Source organism: Sulfitobacter sp. CB2047 (assembly GCF_000735125.2).
GTDB classification, from domain to species: Bacteria; Pseudomonadota; Alphaproteobacteria; order Rhodobacterales; family Rhodobacteraceae; genus Sulfitobacter; species Sulfitobacter pontiacus.
This window is the reverse complement of the sequence record NZ_CP072613.1, coordinates 615958-631776: the sequence shown is the minus strand read 5'-3', so window position 1 is coordinate 631776 and position 15819 is coordinate 615958. Positions and strand designations below refer to the sequence as shown.

Below are 15819 nucleotides of genomic sequence, written 5' to 3'. Positions count from 1 at the left end.
GGCGCAAAAGAAAAGGGGCAGACCAACGGCCTGCCCCTCTTTTAGACTGTATCGTTCAACTTAGAAGTTGAAGCGAACACCCAGGTCAGCAACAGTTGCGCCGTTGCGGTTGTTCTGAACACCACCGCGCAGCGATGTACCGCCGCCCAGGTCGTGTGTTACGCCAACGCCGTATACGGTGTCGGTGTAGGATTCTTGGTCAAGTACAACAGCTGTCAGACGTGTTGCCGCACCGATGTCGAACGCCGCGGTGATCGCAAATGCGTCGCCGCCGGTGCCGTTGTCAGCATAACCGAATGTCAGGTCTGCAACGCCGACGTTACCGCCAACTGTCAGAGCAACTTCAGTGTCGTTTGCGATGTCGGAGTCTTGCAGACCCAGAGCAACGGTCCAGCCGCTGAATGTGTACGCCAAGTAACCTTCGATGCGCTCGCCTTCGAGGTCGTTGTTGTTCGCAACTAGGTCCAGCTCGGAGTACGACAGGTGCGCTTTCAGGTCGCCCATTGCGTACAGAACTTCAACACCGTTGCGGCCAGCTGCGCCGTTACCATCGGAGTCGTATGTCGCGGAGTACGCGCCGGCACCGTTGATGATGTAGTCATAGGACAGACCGGTCAGGCCCAGCTCGACGGGGTACATGCCGGGCATGGAGTCGATCGCGCCGTAGATGTTGCCAACGCCGACTTCCAGACCGCCGGAGCGCGCGAAGTAACGGATGCCGTTGATGCCTGTTTCGATGCGGTCGTTGCGGAATGTGCCGCCTACGGAAGCTGCATCTTCACCGAGGTTTGCACCGTTGCTGTCGCCGTCGTTGTCCTGCTGGATACGAGCGCGTGCACCGAAGGTGATGCCGTTGTCGGACTCAGCTGTCGCGTCGATTTGCAGACGGAAACGGCTGGTGATGGTTGTTTCGTTTGTTGCGCCTTCAACATAGATGACACCAAAACGGCCGTAGCCGCCGAATGTAACGTCTGCAGCTGCAACGCCAGCGGTCGCAACCAGAGCTGTTGTAGCGAAGAGAACTTTTTTCATGAGTTATCCCTCGGTTTGAATTCATATGCCCATACCGGGGAATCCGGTAAAGGTATGAGAGGTGTTTTCAGCGTTTGCCCTAGTTTTGGCAAGGATCGCGGAAGCCTTGGCATCATTGGAAAAAACTGTGATGCAGCTATGTCACAGTTGTGCAACCCCGCAGAATGCACGGACGGGCCAAGAACGCAGAGGCACAGGTGCCCTGTACTCTAGTATATACTGACATTGCGCTTGCCCACCGAACCCCGCTTGGATAGACCTGTGCGCAAACAGGCAAAGGACGGTCGAGATGGTGCGCAGTTCGGTATTCAAATCTACACTAGCCCTCGTGGTGGTCTCAGCGCTTGGCGCATGCGGCGCGCTCAACCTTGGCGCACCCGCGGATCGCGACCCCAATCTTGGCCTTGAGCCCACAAACCCCAACTATGTCGAGATGGACCCAGACAACACGATCTGGGCGATTTTCAATCGCAAGAATGTTGATACCAGCGTGTCGGTCAACAAATACCTGTGGTCCGCGTCGCTCGAAGTTCTCAACTTCCTGCCAGTGCAATCCATCGACCCCTATACCGGCGTGATCGTGACCGGCTATGGCACCCCCCCGGGGGGCAGCCAGTCCTACCGCGCGACGGTCCTGATTGATGATCCCGCGCTTGATGCACGGTCGCTGAACATCGCGCTGCAAACCCGTGGCGGTCGTACCGTCAGCAAAGCAACCTCTCGCGCGGTCGAAGACGCGATCCTGAGCCGTGCGCGTGAAATGCGTATTGCCGACGCCAAATTCTAAGCCCGCACCCGTCTATTCCCCATTATCACGCCGGGCCACGCGCTAGTCGCTCGCCCGGCGTTTTTCGTTGATAAGGTCCGCCAAGATGCCCTCCTACTCCCCCGCCGAAATCGAAGCCCGCTGGCAAGCCGCCTGGGAAAAGAACGATGTGTTCCAAGCGGTACGCAACGCCGACAAGCCAAAGTATTACGTGCTCGAGATGTTTCCCTATCCATCGGGGCGCATCCACATGGGGCACGTGCGGAACTATACGATGGGCGACGTGATCGCGCGCTACAAGATCGCGACGGGGCATAACGTGCTGCACCCGATGGGCTGGGATGCCTTCGGGATGCCCGCTGAAAATGCCGCGATGGCCATTGGCGGTCACCCCAAAGACTGGACCTATGGCAACATCGCCGACATGCGCGACCAGATGAAACCGCTGGGGTTGTCGATCGACTGGTCCCGCGAATTTGCCACCTGCGACCCTGAATATTACGGCCAGCAGCAGGCGCTGTTCCTCGATTTCCTGTCGGAAGGGCTGGTCTATCGCAAGAACGCCATCGTGAACTGGGATCCGGTCGATATGACCGTTCTGGCCAACGAACAGGTCGAGGCAGGGCGCGGCTGGCGCTCTGGCGCGCTGGTGGAACGGCGCGAGCTGACGCAATGGTTCTTCAAAATCTCCGACCACTCGGAAGAGCTGCTTGATGCGTTGGACACGCTTGATAACTGGCCCGCGAAGGTCAAGCTGATGCAGGCGAACTGGATCGGCAAATCGCGCGGGCTGCAATTCGCGTTCTCGACCATCGACGCGCCGGAAGGTTTCGACCGGATCGAAGTCTACACCACGCGCCCCGACACCCTGCTTGGCGCAAGCTTTGTCGGCATTTCACCCGATCACCCGCTGGCCAAACTGCTCGAGAAAGACAGCCCCGAAATCGCGGCCTTCTGTGCCGAATGTCGCAAGGGCGGCACAACCGAAGAAGCGATCGAGACTGCCGAAAAGCTGGGGATGGATACCGGCCTGCGTGTGCGCCACCCCTTCGATACCGCGTGGGAACTGCCCATCTATATCGCGAATTTCATCCTGATGGACTACGGCACGGGGGCGATCTTTGGCTGCCCCGCCCATGACGCACGGGACTTTGAATTCGCCACCAAATACGGGCTGCCGATCACGTCGACCTTCTTGCCGTCCGAGGACGCAGACCCAAAGCTCTCCGCGCCCTTCGTGCCGGCGAAATCCGAAAAAGTGTATTACAACGGCGGCTTTGCCGGCGAGAAATGGCAAACCGGCGAAGAGGCGATCATTGCGGCCATCGACGCCTGCGAAGCGCAGGGCGTGGGCCAAGGCGTGACCAAATACCGCCTGCGCGATTGGGGCCTGTCCCGGCAACGCTACTGGGGCTGCCCGATCCCGGTCGTGCATTGCGACACCTGCGGCGTGGTGCCCGAAAAGAAAGAGAGCCTGCCGATCGAGCTGCCCTATGACGTCAGCTTTGACACGCCCGGCAACCCGTTGGACCGACACCCCACATGGCGCGACTGCGCCTGCCCGTCTTGCGGTGCGCCCGCGAAACGCGAAACCGATACGATGGACACATTCGTCGATTCCTCTTGGTATTTCGCCCGCTTTACCGCGCCACGCGCTGACACGCCGACCAATATGGCGGATGCGGAATACTGGATGAATGTGGACCAATATATCGGTGGCATCGAACACGCGATTCTGCACCTGCTGTATTCGCGCTTCTTCGCCCGCGCGATGCAGATCACCGGCCATCTGCCCGAAAAAGCGATTGAGCCGTTTAACGCACTGTTCACGCAAGGCATGGTAACACATGAGATTTACCAGACCCGCGACGCAAATGACCGCCCCGTCTATCACCTGCCCGAAGATGTGACCGACGGCAAACTCGCCGATGGGACAGAGGTTGAAATCATCCCCTCGGCCAAGATGTCGAAGTCGAAGAAAAACGTAGTCGACCCGCTGGGAATCATCGCGAATTACGGGGCGGATACCGCCCGCTGGTTCGTTCTGTCCGATTCGCCCCCCGAACGCGATGTCGAATGGACCGCATCCGGGGCAGAGGCGGCGTATAAGCACCTTAACCGCGTGTGGAACATCAGCAGCCGCATCGCCGAGATGGACGACAGCACCGCAGGTACAGGCGACGACGATCTGCTGCGCGCGATGCACAAGACCATCCACGATGTCACGATGGGTGTGGAATCCTTTGGCTTCAACGCCGCGATTGCCAAGCTTTATGCCTTTACCGCGACGTTGCAGAAATCCAAGGCGGGCAAAGCCGCACAGCGCGAAGCGATCATGACGCTGGCCCAGTTGATGGCCCCGATGACGCCCCACCTGGCAGAGGAAATCTGGACCGCGCAAGGCGGCGACGGTCTGATCACTACCTCGACCTGGCCGCAAGCAGACGAGGCGATGCTGGTCGACGATACGGTGACCCTGCCGATCCAGATTAACGGCAAACGCCGCGCGGAAATTCAGGTACCTGCCGATATGCCGAAGGAAGAGGTTGAAAAGATCGCGCTGAGCCACGAAGCTGTCATTCGTACCCTTGATGGGGCCACGCCTAAAAAGGTCATCGTTGTGCCCGGACGGATCGTCAATGTCGTTGCTTAACCGCCGTTTTATTATCGCATTGCCACTGCTGGTCCTGGCGGCCTGCGGGTTTCAACCCGTTTACGGCCCCGGCGGCACTGGCACGGCGCTGCAAAACGCGGTGCAGGTCGACGCGCCGAATGATGCCTATTCCTACACGCTCGTGCGCGAGATCGAGACGCGATTGGGCCGCGCCGCCAGTCCTCGTTATGCTTTGGCCCTGACCGTCGATACCTCGGAAGAGGGGTTGGCGATCGACAGCGAAGACAACACCACACGGTATAACCTAGTCGGCAAGGTCGAATTCGCCCTGCGCAACCTCAGCAGTGGTCAGATCGAGGTATCAGGAAATGTCGAAAACTTTACCGGCTATTCCGCGACCGGTTCGACTGTTGCAACGCTCGCGGCAGAACGTGATGCCCAAAAACGCTTGATGGTCATGTTGGCCGACCAGCTGGTCACCCGCCTATACGCGGCCGATCTGACCCCATGAAGCTGCCCCCGCGCGACGCGAATGCCTATTTCGCCAAGCCCGATCCGACGAAGACCGGGCTGCTGATCTATGGCGGCGATGCGATGCGCGTCGCGTTGAAACGGCAGAGTTTTCTGAAAAACCTGCTGGGCCCCAATGCCGAAGAGGAAATGCGCCTGACCCGTATTCAGGCCGCTGACCTGCGGCGGGATGCGCCCATGTTGCTGGACGCAATCAAGGCGGTAGGTTTCTTCCCGGGGCCGCGCGCGGCTTTTGTGGAAGACGCCAACGACAATATCGCCAAAATCCTGACCGATGCACTGGCCGACTGGCAGCCGGGGGACGCGCAGATCGTCGTGTCGGCGGGGGATCTGAAAAAAACCTCCAAGGTGCTCAAGGCGTTCGAGGCACATAAGAACGCTTTCGCCACCCCGATCTACGACAATCCGCCTGACCGGGCAGAGATTGAACGCGTGCTTGCCGAAGCAAAGCTCAGCCCCGAGGCGGATGCGATGGGGGCGCTTAGTGAACTGGCGCGGGTGCTTGATCCGGGCGATTTTCGTCAAATGGTCGATAAAATCACGCTTTATAAGATCGGCGACGCAGGCCCCCTCACGGCAGAGGATGTGGCCAACTGCGCCCCCACCTCGACAGAGGCAGAGGTCGACGACATTCTCCACGTCGTGGCAGAGGCGCGCGCGGGCGACATCGGCCCCGTGATGGCCAAGCTGCAGGCCCAAGGGGTGAACGCCGTGACGCTGATCATCATGGCGACACGTCATTTTCGCACGCTTTACCGCATCGCGAGCAATCCGGGCGGCCAGATCTGGGGCGTCCGCGACCGCGATCGCGCCATGCGTCAGGCCAAAAACTGGGGCGCGGCCAAACTAGAAACCGCATTGACCGTGCTGACAGACACCGACCTGACGCTTCGGTCAGCAGGCCAACACGCGCCGACGATGGCGCTGGTCGAACGCGCCTTTATCCGCCTCGCCATGCTGGGGGCACAACGCTAAATTCAGGTTAATTCTTGGGAGGGAATGTCGATGTATAAGGTAATCGGGGCAACCAAAACGCGGGCGATGCGGGTGATGTGGATGCTCGAGGAGTTGGGCCAGCCCTACGATCACCTGCCCTGTGCGCCACGTTCGGACGAGGCCAAGCAATACAACCCGTCCGGCAAAATTCCGGCACTTGTGGACGGCGACGACGTGCTGACCGATTCTGTCGCGATCATGCAGTATCTGGCGGACAAGCACGGCGCGCTGACCGCCCCCCCAGGCACCGCGGCCCGAGCGCATCAGGATGCGTTGACCTTCTGGCTGATCGACGAAATGGATGCGATCCTTTGGGCTGCGGCGAAACACAGCTTTGTTTTCCCGCAGGAACAGCGCGTCCCCGAGATCAAGGATAGCCTGAAAGCCGAATTCGCCCGCTCCGCCGCGATCCTGTCAGACAGGTTGGACGGGCCGTTCCTGATGGGGGAGGAGGTCACCATACCGGATTTGCTGGCGACCCATTGCATCAACTGGTCCATCGGCGCGGGATTTGCGCGGGTGGATGACAAGCTGGGAAATTGGGCAAAGTCCATGCGTGACCGCCCCGCGTTCAAGGCTGCCGCCACCCGCGAAGGTTAATCCCGCTGCGCCCAAGCGGCAGCGTGTTGTCCGGCCCATCGGCCTGTCGCAAGGCAGGCCGAGATCAGATACCCGCCCGTCGGGGCCTCCCAATCCAGCATTTCGCCTGCAACGAAAACGCCGGGGCGGGCGTGTAGCATCAACCCGTCATCCAGCGCATCAAGCTTTACCCCGCCTGCGGTTGAAATCGCCTCGTCCAGCGGGCGCAGGCCTGCGTGTTTCACCGGCAGCGCTTTCAGCAACCTCGCCAAGTCAGTCGCGTTCGCCGGCAAGGGGCGCGCCATTTCCTGAAGCAGCGCAATCTTGGCCACGTCCAGTATGAGCGTTTTGCGCAGATAGTTTGCCACGCTCATCTTGCCACGCGGCTTAGCCAGCTTTTCGACCAGCGCCTCGCGGGATTGGTCCGGCAGCAGGTCCAGCATCAGCGGATGCCCTTCACGCAGCCCGCGCGACACGGTGTAGATCCCGCCGCCTTCCAATCCGCGGGCGGAAATCACCGCCTCCCCCCGCGATCGGTAGGTGCCGGATTTCAAGCCGATCCCTTTCAGCGCCGCGCCGAAATGCGCCTCCATATGCGGCGACCAGTTCATCGCGATTCCTGCATTGGCAGGCGCAAAAGGCGCGATATCGACGCCGGCGTCGCGCAGCGTCAAGGCCCAAGCGCCGGTGGACCCCAAGCGTGACCAGCTTGCCCCACCCATGGCCAGCACAGTGACATCGGCCGGCAAGCCTTTCATGCCTTCTGGCGTATCGAACACCGGCGCGCCGTCTTCCCATCCGGTCCAACGCCAACGGGTGTTCACCGCAACGCCTGCATCGGCCAGCCGCGCCAGCCACGCACGCAGCAGCGGCGACGCCTTCATCACGGTCGGGAAAACCCGCCCGGTAGAGCCGGTAAACAGGGTTTGCCCCAATCCCTTGGCCCATTCCTGCACCGCCGTAGCATCGAAACTGTTAAGAATGGGTTCAAGCGGTTCTTTTGCCGTCGAAAAAGCGTTCAGGAATTTGGCGTGTTCTTCGGCCTTGGTAATATTCAGCCCCGATTTACCCGCCATCAACAGCTTGCGCCCGACGGATGGCTTGTGATCGCAGACCGTCACAGCCAAGCCTGCCGCGGCCATCATTTCGGCCGCCATCAGCCCTGCAGGCCCCGCGCCGATGACAACCCCGCGGCGGGCGGGCAAATTTTCTGATGTCATGACGTGCTCTTCCATTCGGGTTAAGGATATAGCTGTGAGTTACAGCGGCACCATTAACTTGACCTTAAACCAAATGCACGACGATCGTGCTTATTCCAATAAAAGGGCAGAATATGCGCATCATTTTAATCATCTCGGGCCTTACACTGCTGGCAAGCTGCGGCGTGCCCTTTGTCCCGTTCATCTAACCGCCTGACCTAGGGCATCTCGGCAGGGGTTTCGGGCGGGGCGCACATCGCTTTGATCCCAGTGGCAATTTCGGGCGTGGCGGCAACGGTATCGGCGACGATATCGCGTGCGCTTTGCATAAGCTCCTCGGCAGGCACAATACGATCGACCAAGCCGAACGTTAGTGCCTCTTCGGCGGTGATCTTCTGCCCGCCCATCAGAATAAGCTTGCTGCGCGCAGGGCCGATCAAGGCTGCCATACGTGCGGGGTCGCTGGGTTGCGGCAAAAACCCCAGCTTCATCACCGGATAGAAAAATTTGGCCCCGGGCACGCAAATCCGCAGATCGCAGGCCAGCGCCATCCCCATAGCGCCCCCTGCCAGCGTCCCGTTCAGCGCGCAGATGCTCAGCCCCGGCAGCGCGGCAATCGCGCCCGACAGCCTCTCCCATATGTCAGAGACAGCGAGCCCCGCGCGCGCCTCGTCCAGATCGGCACCAGCACTGAACACTTTGCCAGTACCCGTCAGGATCACCGCGCGGGCGGCTTGGGCGTCTTCCATGAACTCGGCCAGGGCGACCAGCATCTCGTGGGTGAGAGAATTCGCCTTGTCCGGCCGGTTGATCGTCGCGACCCAGACGGGGCCTTCGCGGTCGAAATCGATCATACCAGACCAATCGCTTTGCGGATGCCCTCGTCGCGCAGCGAGATTTCCTCGCCACAGTATTTGTCGGCCTCGGCGCTGCACATCCACAACAGGGCCCGCGCGGGCCAATCGGCGGGGATGTGATCTTCCCATGCCAGTTCGCTGACGGGGTTGATGCCGCTTGCCTTGATCTCGCGCTGCATCTGGGTTGCGACCGTGCCCGGCGACAGACCGATGGCGCGGATCCCGTTCGCGGCTTCCTCCAGGTGGATCGAGCGGCCCATCATGTTCACCGCCGCTTTGGACGCGCAATAGTGGCTCCAGGCTTCGATGGCGTGATGCGCGGCACCCGAGCTGATGGTCAGGATCGACCCGCCGCCTGCGTCTTTCATCACGGGCAAGACAGCGCGCATGCCGTTGTAGACACCCTTGAGGTTGATATCGATGACCTGCGACCATTCGTCAGGGTCCGACGCGGAAAGATGCGAGATCGGTTCGATCACACCGGCGTTATTGATCAGCACATCGACGCCGCCAAAGGCCCCCAGCACCGTTTCCACCGCCGAGGACATCTCACCGAAACGGGCCACGTTGCAGGGGATCGCGATGGCTTGCTTGCCAATTTCGCCCGCCAGATCGGCAATCGCGTCCTGAGACCGCGCCATCAGCACGACATTCGCCCCTGCGTCTGCAAAAACCCGTGCCGCTTCGGCCCCGATCCCGCGGCTGGCACCGGTGATCATCACGGTTTTACCTGTCATATCCATCGTATAATTCCCTTCGTCATCAATAAGCCCCGCACGGGGCCTGCCGTACACGGCGTTTGGTGACATCGTTAGCAACAACATCCGCCAGCGCCAATCAAAAGCGCCCCCGCGGGCGGAACATCGCAGATTGGCGCGGGTCGCTTTGCCTTGTAAGGTGGCGTCGGGCGCTTACCTTTAGCGCAGCCGCGCTGTCACCGGATAGCCGCCCGCGATTTGCGACAAAGGAATTTTTCATGATCCGCCCTCTCTTCGGCAGTGCCGCCCTTTCAGTTCTTTTTACCTCGTCCAGCGCTTTGGCGGATGTGACGCCGCAGGATGTGTGGCGTGACTGGCAGGACCATATGCAAAGCATGGGCTATGCGCTGACGGCCACCGAAAAGGTATCCGGGGATACGCTCGCGGTGAGCAATGTCCGCTTTGATCTGACGAGCGAGCCTGATCTGGGCCAGATCTCGATGTCGCTTGAACAATTGAGCCTTGTGCAAAACGACGATGGCACCGTGTCGGTGGTCATGCCCGACGCAATGCCCTTGGTGTTCGAAATCACCCCGACCGACCCGGATGAAGACCGCGTGCGCGCAGCGCTGACCGTGAACCAGACTGGCCAGAACATGCGCGTGAGCGGGACGCCGACCGACCTGAGCAGCGCCTATGCTGCCGGTCTTCTAGGCTTGACGCTGGATCAGATGACGGTGGGCGACGAGACCTTCGGCCCCGACAACGCGTCGCTGAATGTGGTGCTGAACAACGTCGAATACGCCTCTAAATCGGTGCTGGACGATATGCGCGCCTATGCGCAGGACGGGTCCATTGCGTCGATGACGTTTGACATGCGCTTCAAAGATCCCAAAGAGCCCGCCATCGCGACGATCAACGGCACCTCGACGGATATGACGTTCGACGGCGACGGGCGCTTGCCACTGGGGATTGCGCAGGCCAGTGATATGGCCGCGATGCTGCGGGCAGGCATGACCGGCGCGGGCACGTTCACCAGCGGCAACAGCACCATGACGGTCGACATCGAAGATCCCGAGAACGGTAATATGTCTGCCGCTGTCGCCTCTGAAGGGGGGCGTTTGACGGTGGAAACCAGCGCCGACGGCATGAGCTATGCCGGTTCGCGTCAGGGCATGGCGCTGTCAGTGCAGCCGCAGCAGTTTCCATTCCTTCTGTCCTTCGGCCTCGATAATGCGGCGTTCAACCTGAGCGCGCCGGTGCTCAAGACCGACGATGCGCAGGACGTGGCCCTTGGGTTGAACCTCGAAGGGTTCACCATGTCGGATATGGTCTGGGGCATGATCAACCCGCAAGGCACCCTGCCCCGCGATCCGGCCAACCTGTCGCTGGATGTGTCCGGCAAGGCGCGGCTGCTGATGGATTACTTTGACCCCGAGGCCGCGACCAGAATGGCCGAGACCGGACAGGTGCCAGCACAGCTCGATAGCGTGAACCTGAATGCGCTGATCGTGGATGCACTGGGGGCCAAGCTGACCGGCAATGGCGCGGTCACGTTCGAGCATGACGAAAACGACCCAACGGCGCTCAAGCCGTCGGGCGCTGTTGACCTCAAGCTGGTGGGCGGGAACACCTTGATCGATACGCTGGTGTCCTCGGGCTTGCTGCCTGCGCAGATGGCGATGGGTGCGCGTATGATGATGGGCATGTTCGCCGTCCCGGCCGAGGGTGAGGAGGATACGCTGAAATCCAAGCTCGAATTTACCCGCGACGGGCAAATCCTCGCCAATGGGCAGCGGATCAAGTAACCCTTTGCGACCACGGCCCTCCAGCGACTGGCGTCCCTTGCACAGCTGCGGCAGGGGCGCTAGCAGTCTTTCACCCATTCAAGGAGTATCCCCCAATGTCGCAATCCATTGAGGCGCTGACCAAGTCGTTGCTGCATGCCGCCCGTCAAGCGGGTGCGGATAGTGCTGATGCGATGGCCGTGCGCGGAACTTCGGTGAACGTCGATGTGCGTGGCGGGGTGCTGGAACAGGCCGAACGGGCCGAGGGCGTCGATATCGGGCTGCGGGTTTTTGTCGGGCAACGCTCTGCCAACGTCTCTGCTTCCGACACATCGGACCGCACGATCGAGGAAATGGCGATCCGCGCGGTGGCAATGGCGAAAGAGGCCCCCGAAGATCCCTACATCGGCCTTGCCGATCCCGACCAGCTGGCGACGGATTGGGATGTCGAGGCGCTTGAGCTTTACGACCCCGCGCCCGAGCCTTCGCCCGAAGCGCTGCAGGATGACGCCGCCCGCGCCGAGGCCGCAGGGCTGGCCGTCAAAGGTGTCAGTCAGGTGCAGTCCGCGGGTGCGGGCTATGGCGCGCAACAGGTATTTATGGCGGCCAGCAACGGCTTCGAGGGCGGATACCGCCGTACCGACCGCGGGCTGTCCTGCGTTGCAATCGCCGGCACCGGCACAGGGATGGAGCGGGACTATGACGGCGACAGCCGCATCTTCCAGGCCGACCTGCGCAGCCCCGAAGACATTGGCACCAAAGCCGGTGAGCGCGTTCTTGAACGCATGGGTGCACGCAAACCGCCCACGGGGGCCTATCCGGTGTTGTTTGACGAACGCATTTCCTCGGCGCTGATCGGGCATCTTCTGTCGGCGATCAGTGGCACGGCGATTGCACGCGGTGCCTCGTGGCTGCGCGACGCTATGGGCGAACAGGTGCTGCCAAAGGGCATATCCCTGATCGAAGACCCGTTTCGCCCTCGCGTCGCAGGTTCGCGCCCGTTCGATGGCGAAGGGCTGCCCACGTCGCGCCGCACCATAGTGGACGACGGGATGTTGCAGGGCTGGACCCTTGATCTGGCGACGGCCCGCAAGCTGGGGCTGACCCCGACCGGCAATGCCGCACGCGGCACCGGATCGAACCCCGGTCCGGCCACATGGAATATCGCGCTGTCCCAGGGCAATGCCACCCGCGCAGACCTGATCCGTGATATGGGCACAGGTCTTTTGGTGACGTCGATGATCGGGTCGACCATCAACCCCAATACCGGCGACTACTCTCGTGGGGCGTCCGGTCTGTGGATCGAAAACGGCGAGATCACCCACGCGATCAACGAATGTACCATCGCGGGCAATCTGCGTGATATGCTGCAATCGATTGTACCGGCCAATGACGCGCGCGCGCATCTGAGCCGCGTTGTGCCGTCGCTTCTTGTCTCGGGAATGACCCTTGCCGGCGCTTGATGACCTCTCCCTTCTGATCGAGGCCGCACGCCGCTCGGGCGAGATTGCGACCTCTTTCACCGGCAAGACCGCGCAGCGTTGGGACAAGCCCGATGATGCTGGCCCGGTGACCGAGGCTGACCTTGCGGTGAACGCGATGCTGCACCAGACGCTGACGGCGGCACGCCCGGATTATGGCTGGCTGTCCGAGGAAAGCGACGACGGTACCCGGCGGCTGGGGCAGCGTGATCTGTTCATCGTCGACCCGATTGACGGCACACGCAGCTTTATCGAAGGGTCCGACACCTGGTCCCATTCCCTTGCCATTGCGCGCGACGGGAGGATCACGGCGGCGGTGGTGTTCCTGCCCATGCTCGACCGGCTCTATGCCGCGGCGGCGGGGGCCGGTGCCACCCTGAACGGGCAAAGCATCTCTGTCTCCGACATCGCCACGTTGCCCGAGGCGACCGTGCTGGCCACGAAACCGGTGATGGAAATGCAGCATTGGACCAAGGGCGACCCCGGCTTCAAACGCGCGCACCGTCCGTCGCTGGCCTATCGGCTGGGGCTGGTGGGGCAGGGTCGTTTTGACGGCATGGTCACGTTGCGCAAAAGCTGGGAATGGGACATTGCCGCAGGGGCGCTGATTGTCACCGAAGCAGGCGGGCAATGCACCGACCGCACAGGGCAACCCCTGCGGTTCAACAACCCCGATCCACGCCTGAACGGTGTTGTCGCGGGGGGCGATGCCGTCCATGCGGCGCTGCTAAGCGGCCTTGCCCAGACCCAAGCCACCCCTTAGATTGCCCCCAAGGCCATCTGTTTGAAAACAAAGGACCGCGATATGACCCAACGCTTGCACCTCGTCTTTGGGGGCGAACTGATTTCGCCCACCGGTACCGCGTTCAAAAACGTCGATGACATCCATGTCGTCGGAATTTTTCCGAACTACGCCAGCGCCTATGATGCATGGAAAAACGAGGCACAGCGCACGGTCGATAATGCGCATATGCGGTATTTTATCGCGCATCTGCACCGTCTGCGCGACGAAGAGGCTGCGGCCTCCTCGACCGAAGAGCTGGGGTAAACTCTTATGGCGCGGTCGCTTGGGCTGTCGGCCTATCGCGCCTTTACCGGTCGCGGGGGCGTGCCGCCATTCACCCCTGTGGCCAAGCGCCCCACCGGAGAGCTGGTCTGGTGCCACGCCCCCGAACCTGGCAGCTTGTTCGCGATACAGGATCTGGCCATTCGTCTGTGCCGGAGCCGTCCGGGGCTGAGTGTTCTGATCACCGTTCCCCAAGCCTTGGTGCCGGTGGACCTGCCGCCGTGTAGCGAAGCCGACGTGCTGATCGATACCCTGCCCGAAGACCACCCGACGCTTGCCAAAAACTTTATCGATTACTGGCAGCCCGACGCCTGTGTCTGGGCATGGGGGCGTTTGCACCCGAATATGATTGCAGAGATGACCACACAGGCCTGTCCGATGTTCCTGATCGATGCCGACAGCGACGGCTTTGACGGGCGACGCGACCGGTGGCTGCGCGATCTGACCCGCGATCTGCTGATGCATTTCTCGGTGATCATGACGCGGTCGGAGGCGGGGATGCAGCGGCTTGTCCGGCTTGGGCTCGCCCGCAAGGACATAGAGCTGACCCCCGCCCTTCAGGCCGGTGGCCGCGTGTTGCCTTGTATGGATTCCGATCTGGCCGATCTGTCGGCTGCGGTTGTGGGGCGCCCGATCTGGTTCGCCAATCAGGTGCTCGAGGGTGAGCTGAACACCGTCCTTACCGCGCACCGCCAAGGGCTTCGCCTGTCACACCGGCTGTTGCTGATCCTCGCGCCCGCCGACCCCAAGCAGGCCGATGTTTTCGCGCAGCGGATGGAGGATCAGAACTTTCGCGTGCTGCGATGGGGCGACGCGGGCTATCCGGACGCCTCAACCCAGGTGATGATCGCCGATGATCCGGCAGAGATCGGCTTGTTCTACCGGCTGGCCCCTGTGTCCTTTCTGGGCAACTCCCTGATCAACGGCAGCGGTGGCTGTGATCCGTTCGAGGCCGCGGCCCTAGGGTCGGCTGTTCTCTATGGGCCGAAAGTCCGGCGGTATCTGCCGCTGTATACCCGGCTGGCTGCCGAAGGAGCCGCGCGGATCGTGAATGATGCCACAGCGCTTGGCACCGCCGTGAACCGGCTGATCGCGCCAGATCAGGCAGCGACGATGGCGCAGGCAGGGTGGGATGTGATCAGCCGCGGTGCAGCCGTCACCGACAAGGTGATCGACCTTGTGCAGGAAACGCTTGACAAGCGAGAGACCACCTCATGAAACGCGCCCCCGCCTTTTGGCACCGCCCCACGCCCGATTGGCGCGCGCGCCTGTTGCAACCTCTGGGCGCGCTTTATGCCAAGGCCACTGCCCGCAGGCTGGCGGCGGGCACGCCGCTGCGTCTGGATATTCCGGTGGTCTGCGTCGGCAACATCAACGCCGGGGGCACGGGCAAGACGCCAACGGTCATGGCTGTCGTCGAACACCTGCGCGACAGGTATCACACGCCCCATGTGGTGTCGCGCGGTTACGGCGGCACACTGAAGGGGCCGGTGCAGGTTGATCCGTCGCGCCACAGTGCCGCGCAGGTGGGGGATGAACCGCTGCTACTGGCCGCCTTTGCCGATGTCTGGGTTGCGCAGGATCGCGCAGCGGGGGCGCAGGCCGCGGCGGAAGCGGGGGCATCGGTGATTGTGATGGACGACGGCTTCCAGAACCCCGCGCTGCATCAGGATCTATCGATTGTGGTGGTGGATGCGGCCAAGGGGTTCGGCAACGGGCTGTGCCTGCCTGCGGGCCCCTTGCGCGAACCCGTTGTTACGGGTCTGGCGCGGGCGGATATCGTGCTGTCCATTGGTGGCGCAGCAGATCAGGCGCAGTTCGACGCGACCGCCCTGCCCGACGGGCTGCCGCATGTGCGTGCCGAACTCGCCCCCCTGCAAACGGGGATGGATTGGTCCGACACCCGCGCGCTGGCCTTCGCAGGCATCGGCCACCCCGAGAAGTTTTTTGCCACCCTGCGCGATCTGGGGGCAGAGATTGTCCACGCCGAAGCGCTGGAGGATCACCAGCCGCTGAACCCTGCGCTGATGGGACGGCTAGAGGCGGATGCCGCCCTGCGCGGCGCACAGCTCGTCACAACGGAAAAAGACGCGGTGCGTCTGCCCGCGTCTTTCAGAATGAAGGTGATAACCCTGCCTGTGCGACTGAAGTTCGATCCTGATAACGCGCTTTTTGCCGCGCTGGATCGACTGCCGAAACCGGCATAACCGCCA

Annotated in this window: 15 protein-coding genes; 11 read left to right on the top strand and 4 right to left on the bottom strand. The window is 61.8% G+C overall.

Features of this window, described 5'->3' with window-relative positions; all coding sequences use genetic code 11:
- Positions 1–60 precede the first annotated feature (60 nt).
- A complete protein-coding gene (locus IV89_RS02985; protein WP_037942704.1) occupies positions 61–1032 on the bottom strand; it encodes a porin in 972 nt (323 codons plus the stop codon).
- A gap of 289 nt (positions 1033–1321) precedes the next feature.
- Between IV89_RS02985 and IV89_RS02980 the strand changes: the two genes are divergently transcribed.
- From IV89_RS02980 to IV89_RS02960, 5 genes are all read left to right on the top strand, one after another.
- On the top strand, positions 1322–1819 hold the full coding sequence (locus IV89_RS02980; protein ID WP_037942702.1) for a DUF3576 domain-containing protein: 498 nt from the start codon (positions 1322–1324) through the stop codon (positions 1817–1819).
- Between the two features lie 85 nt (positions 1820–1904).
- Entirely contained in the window at positions 1905–4451 is a 2547-nt protein-coding gene (gene leuS / locus IV89_RS02975) for a leucine--tRNA ligase (RefSeq protein WP_037942701.1), read from the top strand.
- Positions 4438–4923, top strand: coding sequence for an LPS assembly lipoprotein LptE (lptE, locus tag IV89_RS02970; RefSeq protein ID WP_037942698.1), 486 nt, complete (start codon positions 4438–4440; stop codon positions 4921–4923). Before leuS ends, lptE begins: the two co-directional genes overlap by 14 nt.
- Positions 4920–5918, top strand: coding sequence for a DNA polymerase III subunit delta (gene holA, locus IV89_RS02965; RefSeq protein WP_037942697.1), 999 nt, complete (start codon positions 4920–4922; stop codon positions 5916–5918). Before lptE ends, holA begins: the two co-directional genes overlap by 4 nt.
- Positions 5919–5948: 30 nt before the next feature.
- On the top strand, positions 5949–6539 hold the full coding sequence (locus IV89_RS02960) for a glutathione S-transferase family protein (protein WP_037942696.1): 591 nt from the start codon (positions 5949–5951) through the stop codon (positions 6537–6539).
- On the opposite strand, the gene IV89_RS02955 is transcribed toward IV89_RS02960, so the two are convergent.
- The 3 genes from IV89_RS02955 to IV89_RS02945 all read right to left on the bottom strand — a co-directional run bounded on the left by IV89_RS02955 (position 6536) and on the right by IV89_RS02945 (position 9317).
- Positions 6536–7738: a TIGR03862 family flavoprotein gene (locus IV89_RS02955; protein WP_037942695.1), complete on the bottom strand. Its 1203-nt coding sequence runs from the start codon at positions 7736–7738 to the stop codon at positions 6536–6538. The genes IV89_RS02960 and IV89_RS02955 overlap by 4 nt on opposite strands.
- 197 nt (positions 7739–7935) lie before the next feature.
- A complete protein-coding gene (locus tag IV89_RS02950) occupies positions 7936–8571 on the bottom strand; it encodes an enoyl-CoA hydratase/isomerase family protein (protein WP_037942694.1) in 636 nt (211 codons plus the stop codon).
- Complete coding sequence (locus tag IV89_RS02945; protein WP_037942693.1) at positions 8568–9317, bottom strand: SDR family oxidoreductase; 750 nt, start codon at positions 9315–9317, stop codon at positions 8568–8570. The genes IV89_RS02950 and IV89_RS02945 overlap by 4 nt, the downstream gene beginning before the upstream one ends.
- A 233-nt stretch (positions 9318–9550) precedes the next feature.
- On the opposite strand from IV89_RS02945, the gene IV89_RS02940 reads away from it, so the two are divergent.
- The 6 genes from IV89_RS02940 (at position 9551) to lpxK (ending at position 15813) form a co-directional block, all read left to right on the top strand.
- Positions 9551–11080 carry a DUF2125 domain-containing protein gene (locus IV89_RS02940; protein WP_037942690.1) on the top strand — a complete coding sequence of 510 codons (1530 nt, stop codon included), beginning with the start codon at positions 9551–9553 and terminating at the stop codon, positions 11078–11080.
- A 95-nt stretch (positions 11081–11175) separates the two neighbouring features.
- Complete coding sequence (locus IV89_RS02935; protein ID WP_037942687.1) at positions 11176–12522, top strand: TldD/PmbA family protein; 1347 nt, start codon at positions 11176–11178, stop codon at positions 12520–12522.
- Positions 12509–13303 carry a 3'(2'),5'-bisphosphate nucleotidase CysQ gene (locus IV89_RS02930; RefSeq protein WP_037942685.1) on the top strand — a complete coding sequence of 265 codons (795 nt, stop codon included), beginning with the start codon at positions 12509–12511 and terminating at the stop codon, positions 13301–13303. The genes IV89_RS02935 and IV89_RS02930 overlap by 14 nt, the downstream gene beginning before the upstream one ends.
- 42 nt (positions 13304–13345) lie before the next feature.
- The gene (locus tag IV89_RS02925) at positions 13346–13588 is read left to right on the top strand and encodes a DUF4170 domain-containing protein (protein ID WP_005850395.1); all 243 of its coding nucleotides are present in this window, start codon (positions 13346–13348) and stop codon (positions 13586–13588) included.
- Between the two features lie 6 nt (positions 13589–13594).
- Complete coding sequence (locus tag IV89_RS02920; protein ID WP_037942684.1) at positions 13595–14824, top strand: glycosyltransferase N-terminal domain-containing protein; 1230 nt, start codon at positions 13595–13597, stop codon at positions 14822–14824.
- Positions 14821–15813 carry a tetraacyldisaccharide 4'-kinase gene (gene lpxK / locus IV89_RS02915; RefSeq protein WP_037942683.1) on the top strand — a complete coding sequence of 331 codons (993 nt, stop codon included), beginning with the start codon at positions 14821–14823 and terminating at the stop codon, positions 15811–15813. The genes IV89_RS02920 and lpxK overlap by 4 nt, the downstream gene beginning before the upstream one ends.
- The last annotated feature ends 6 nt before the right edge of the window (positions 15814–15819 follow it).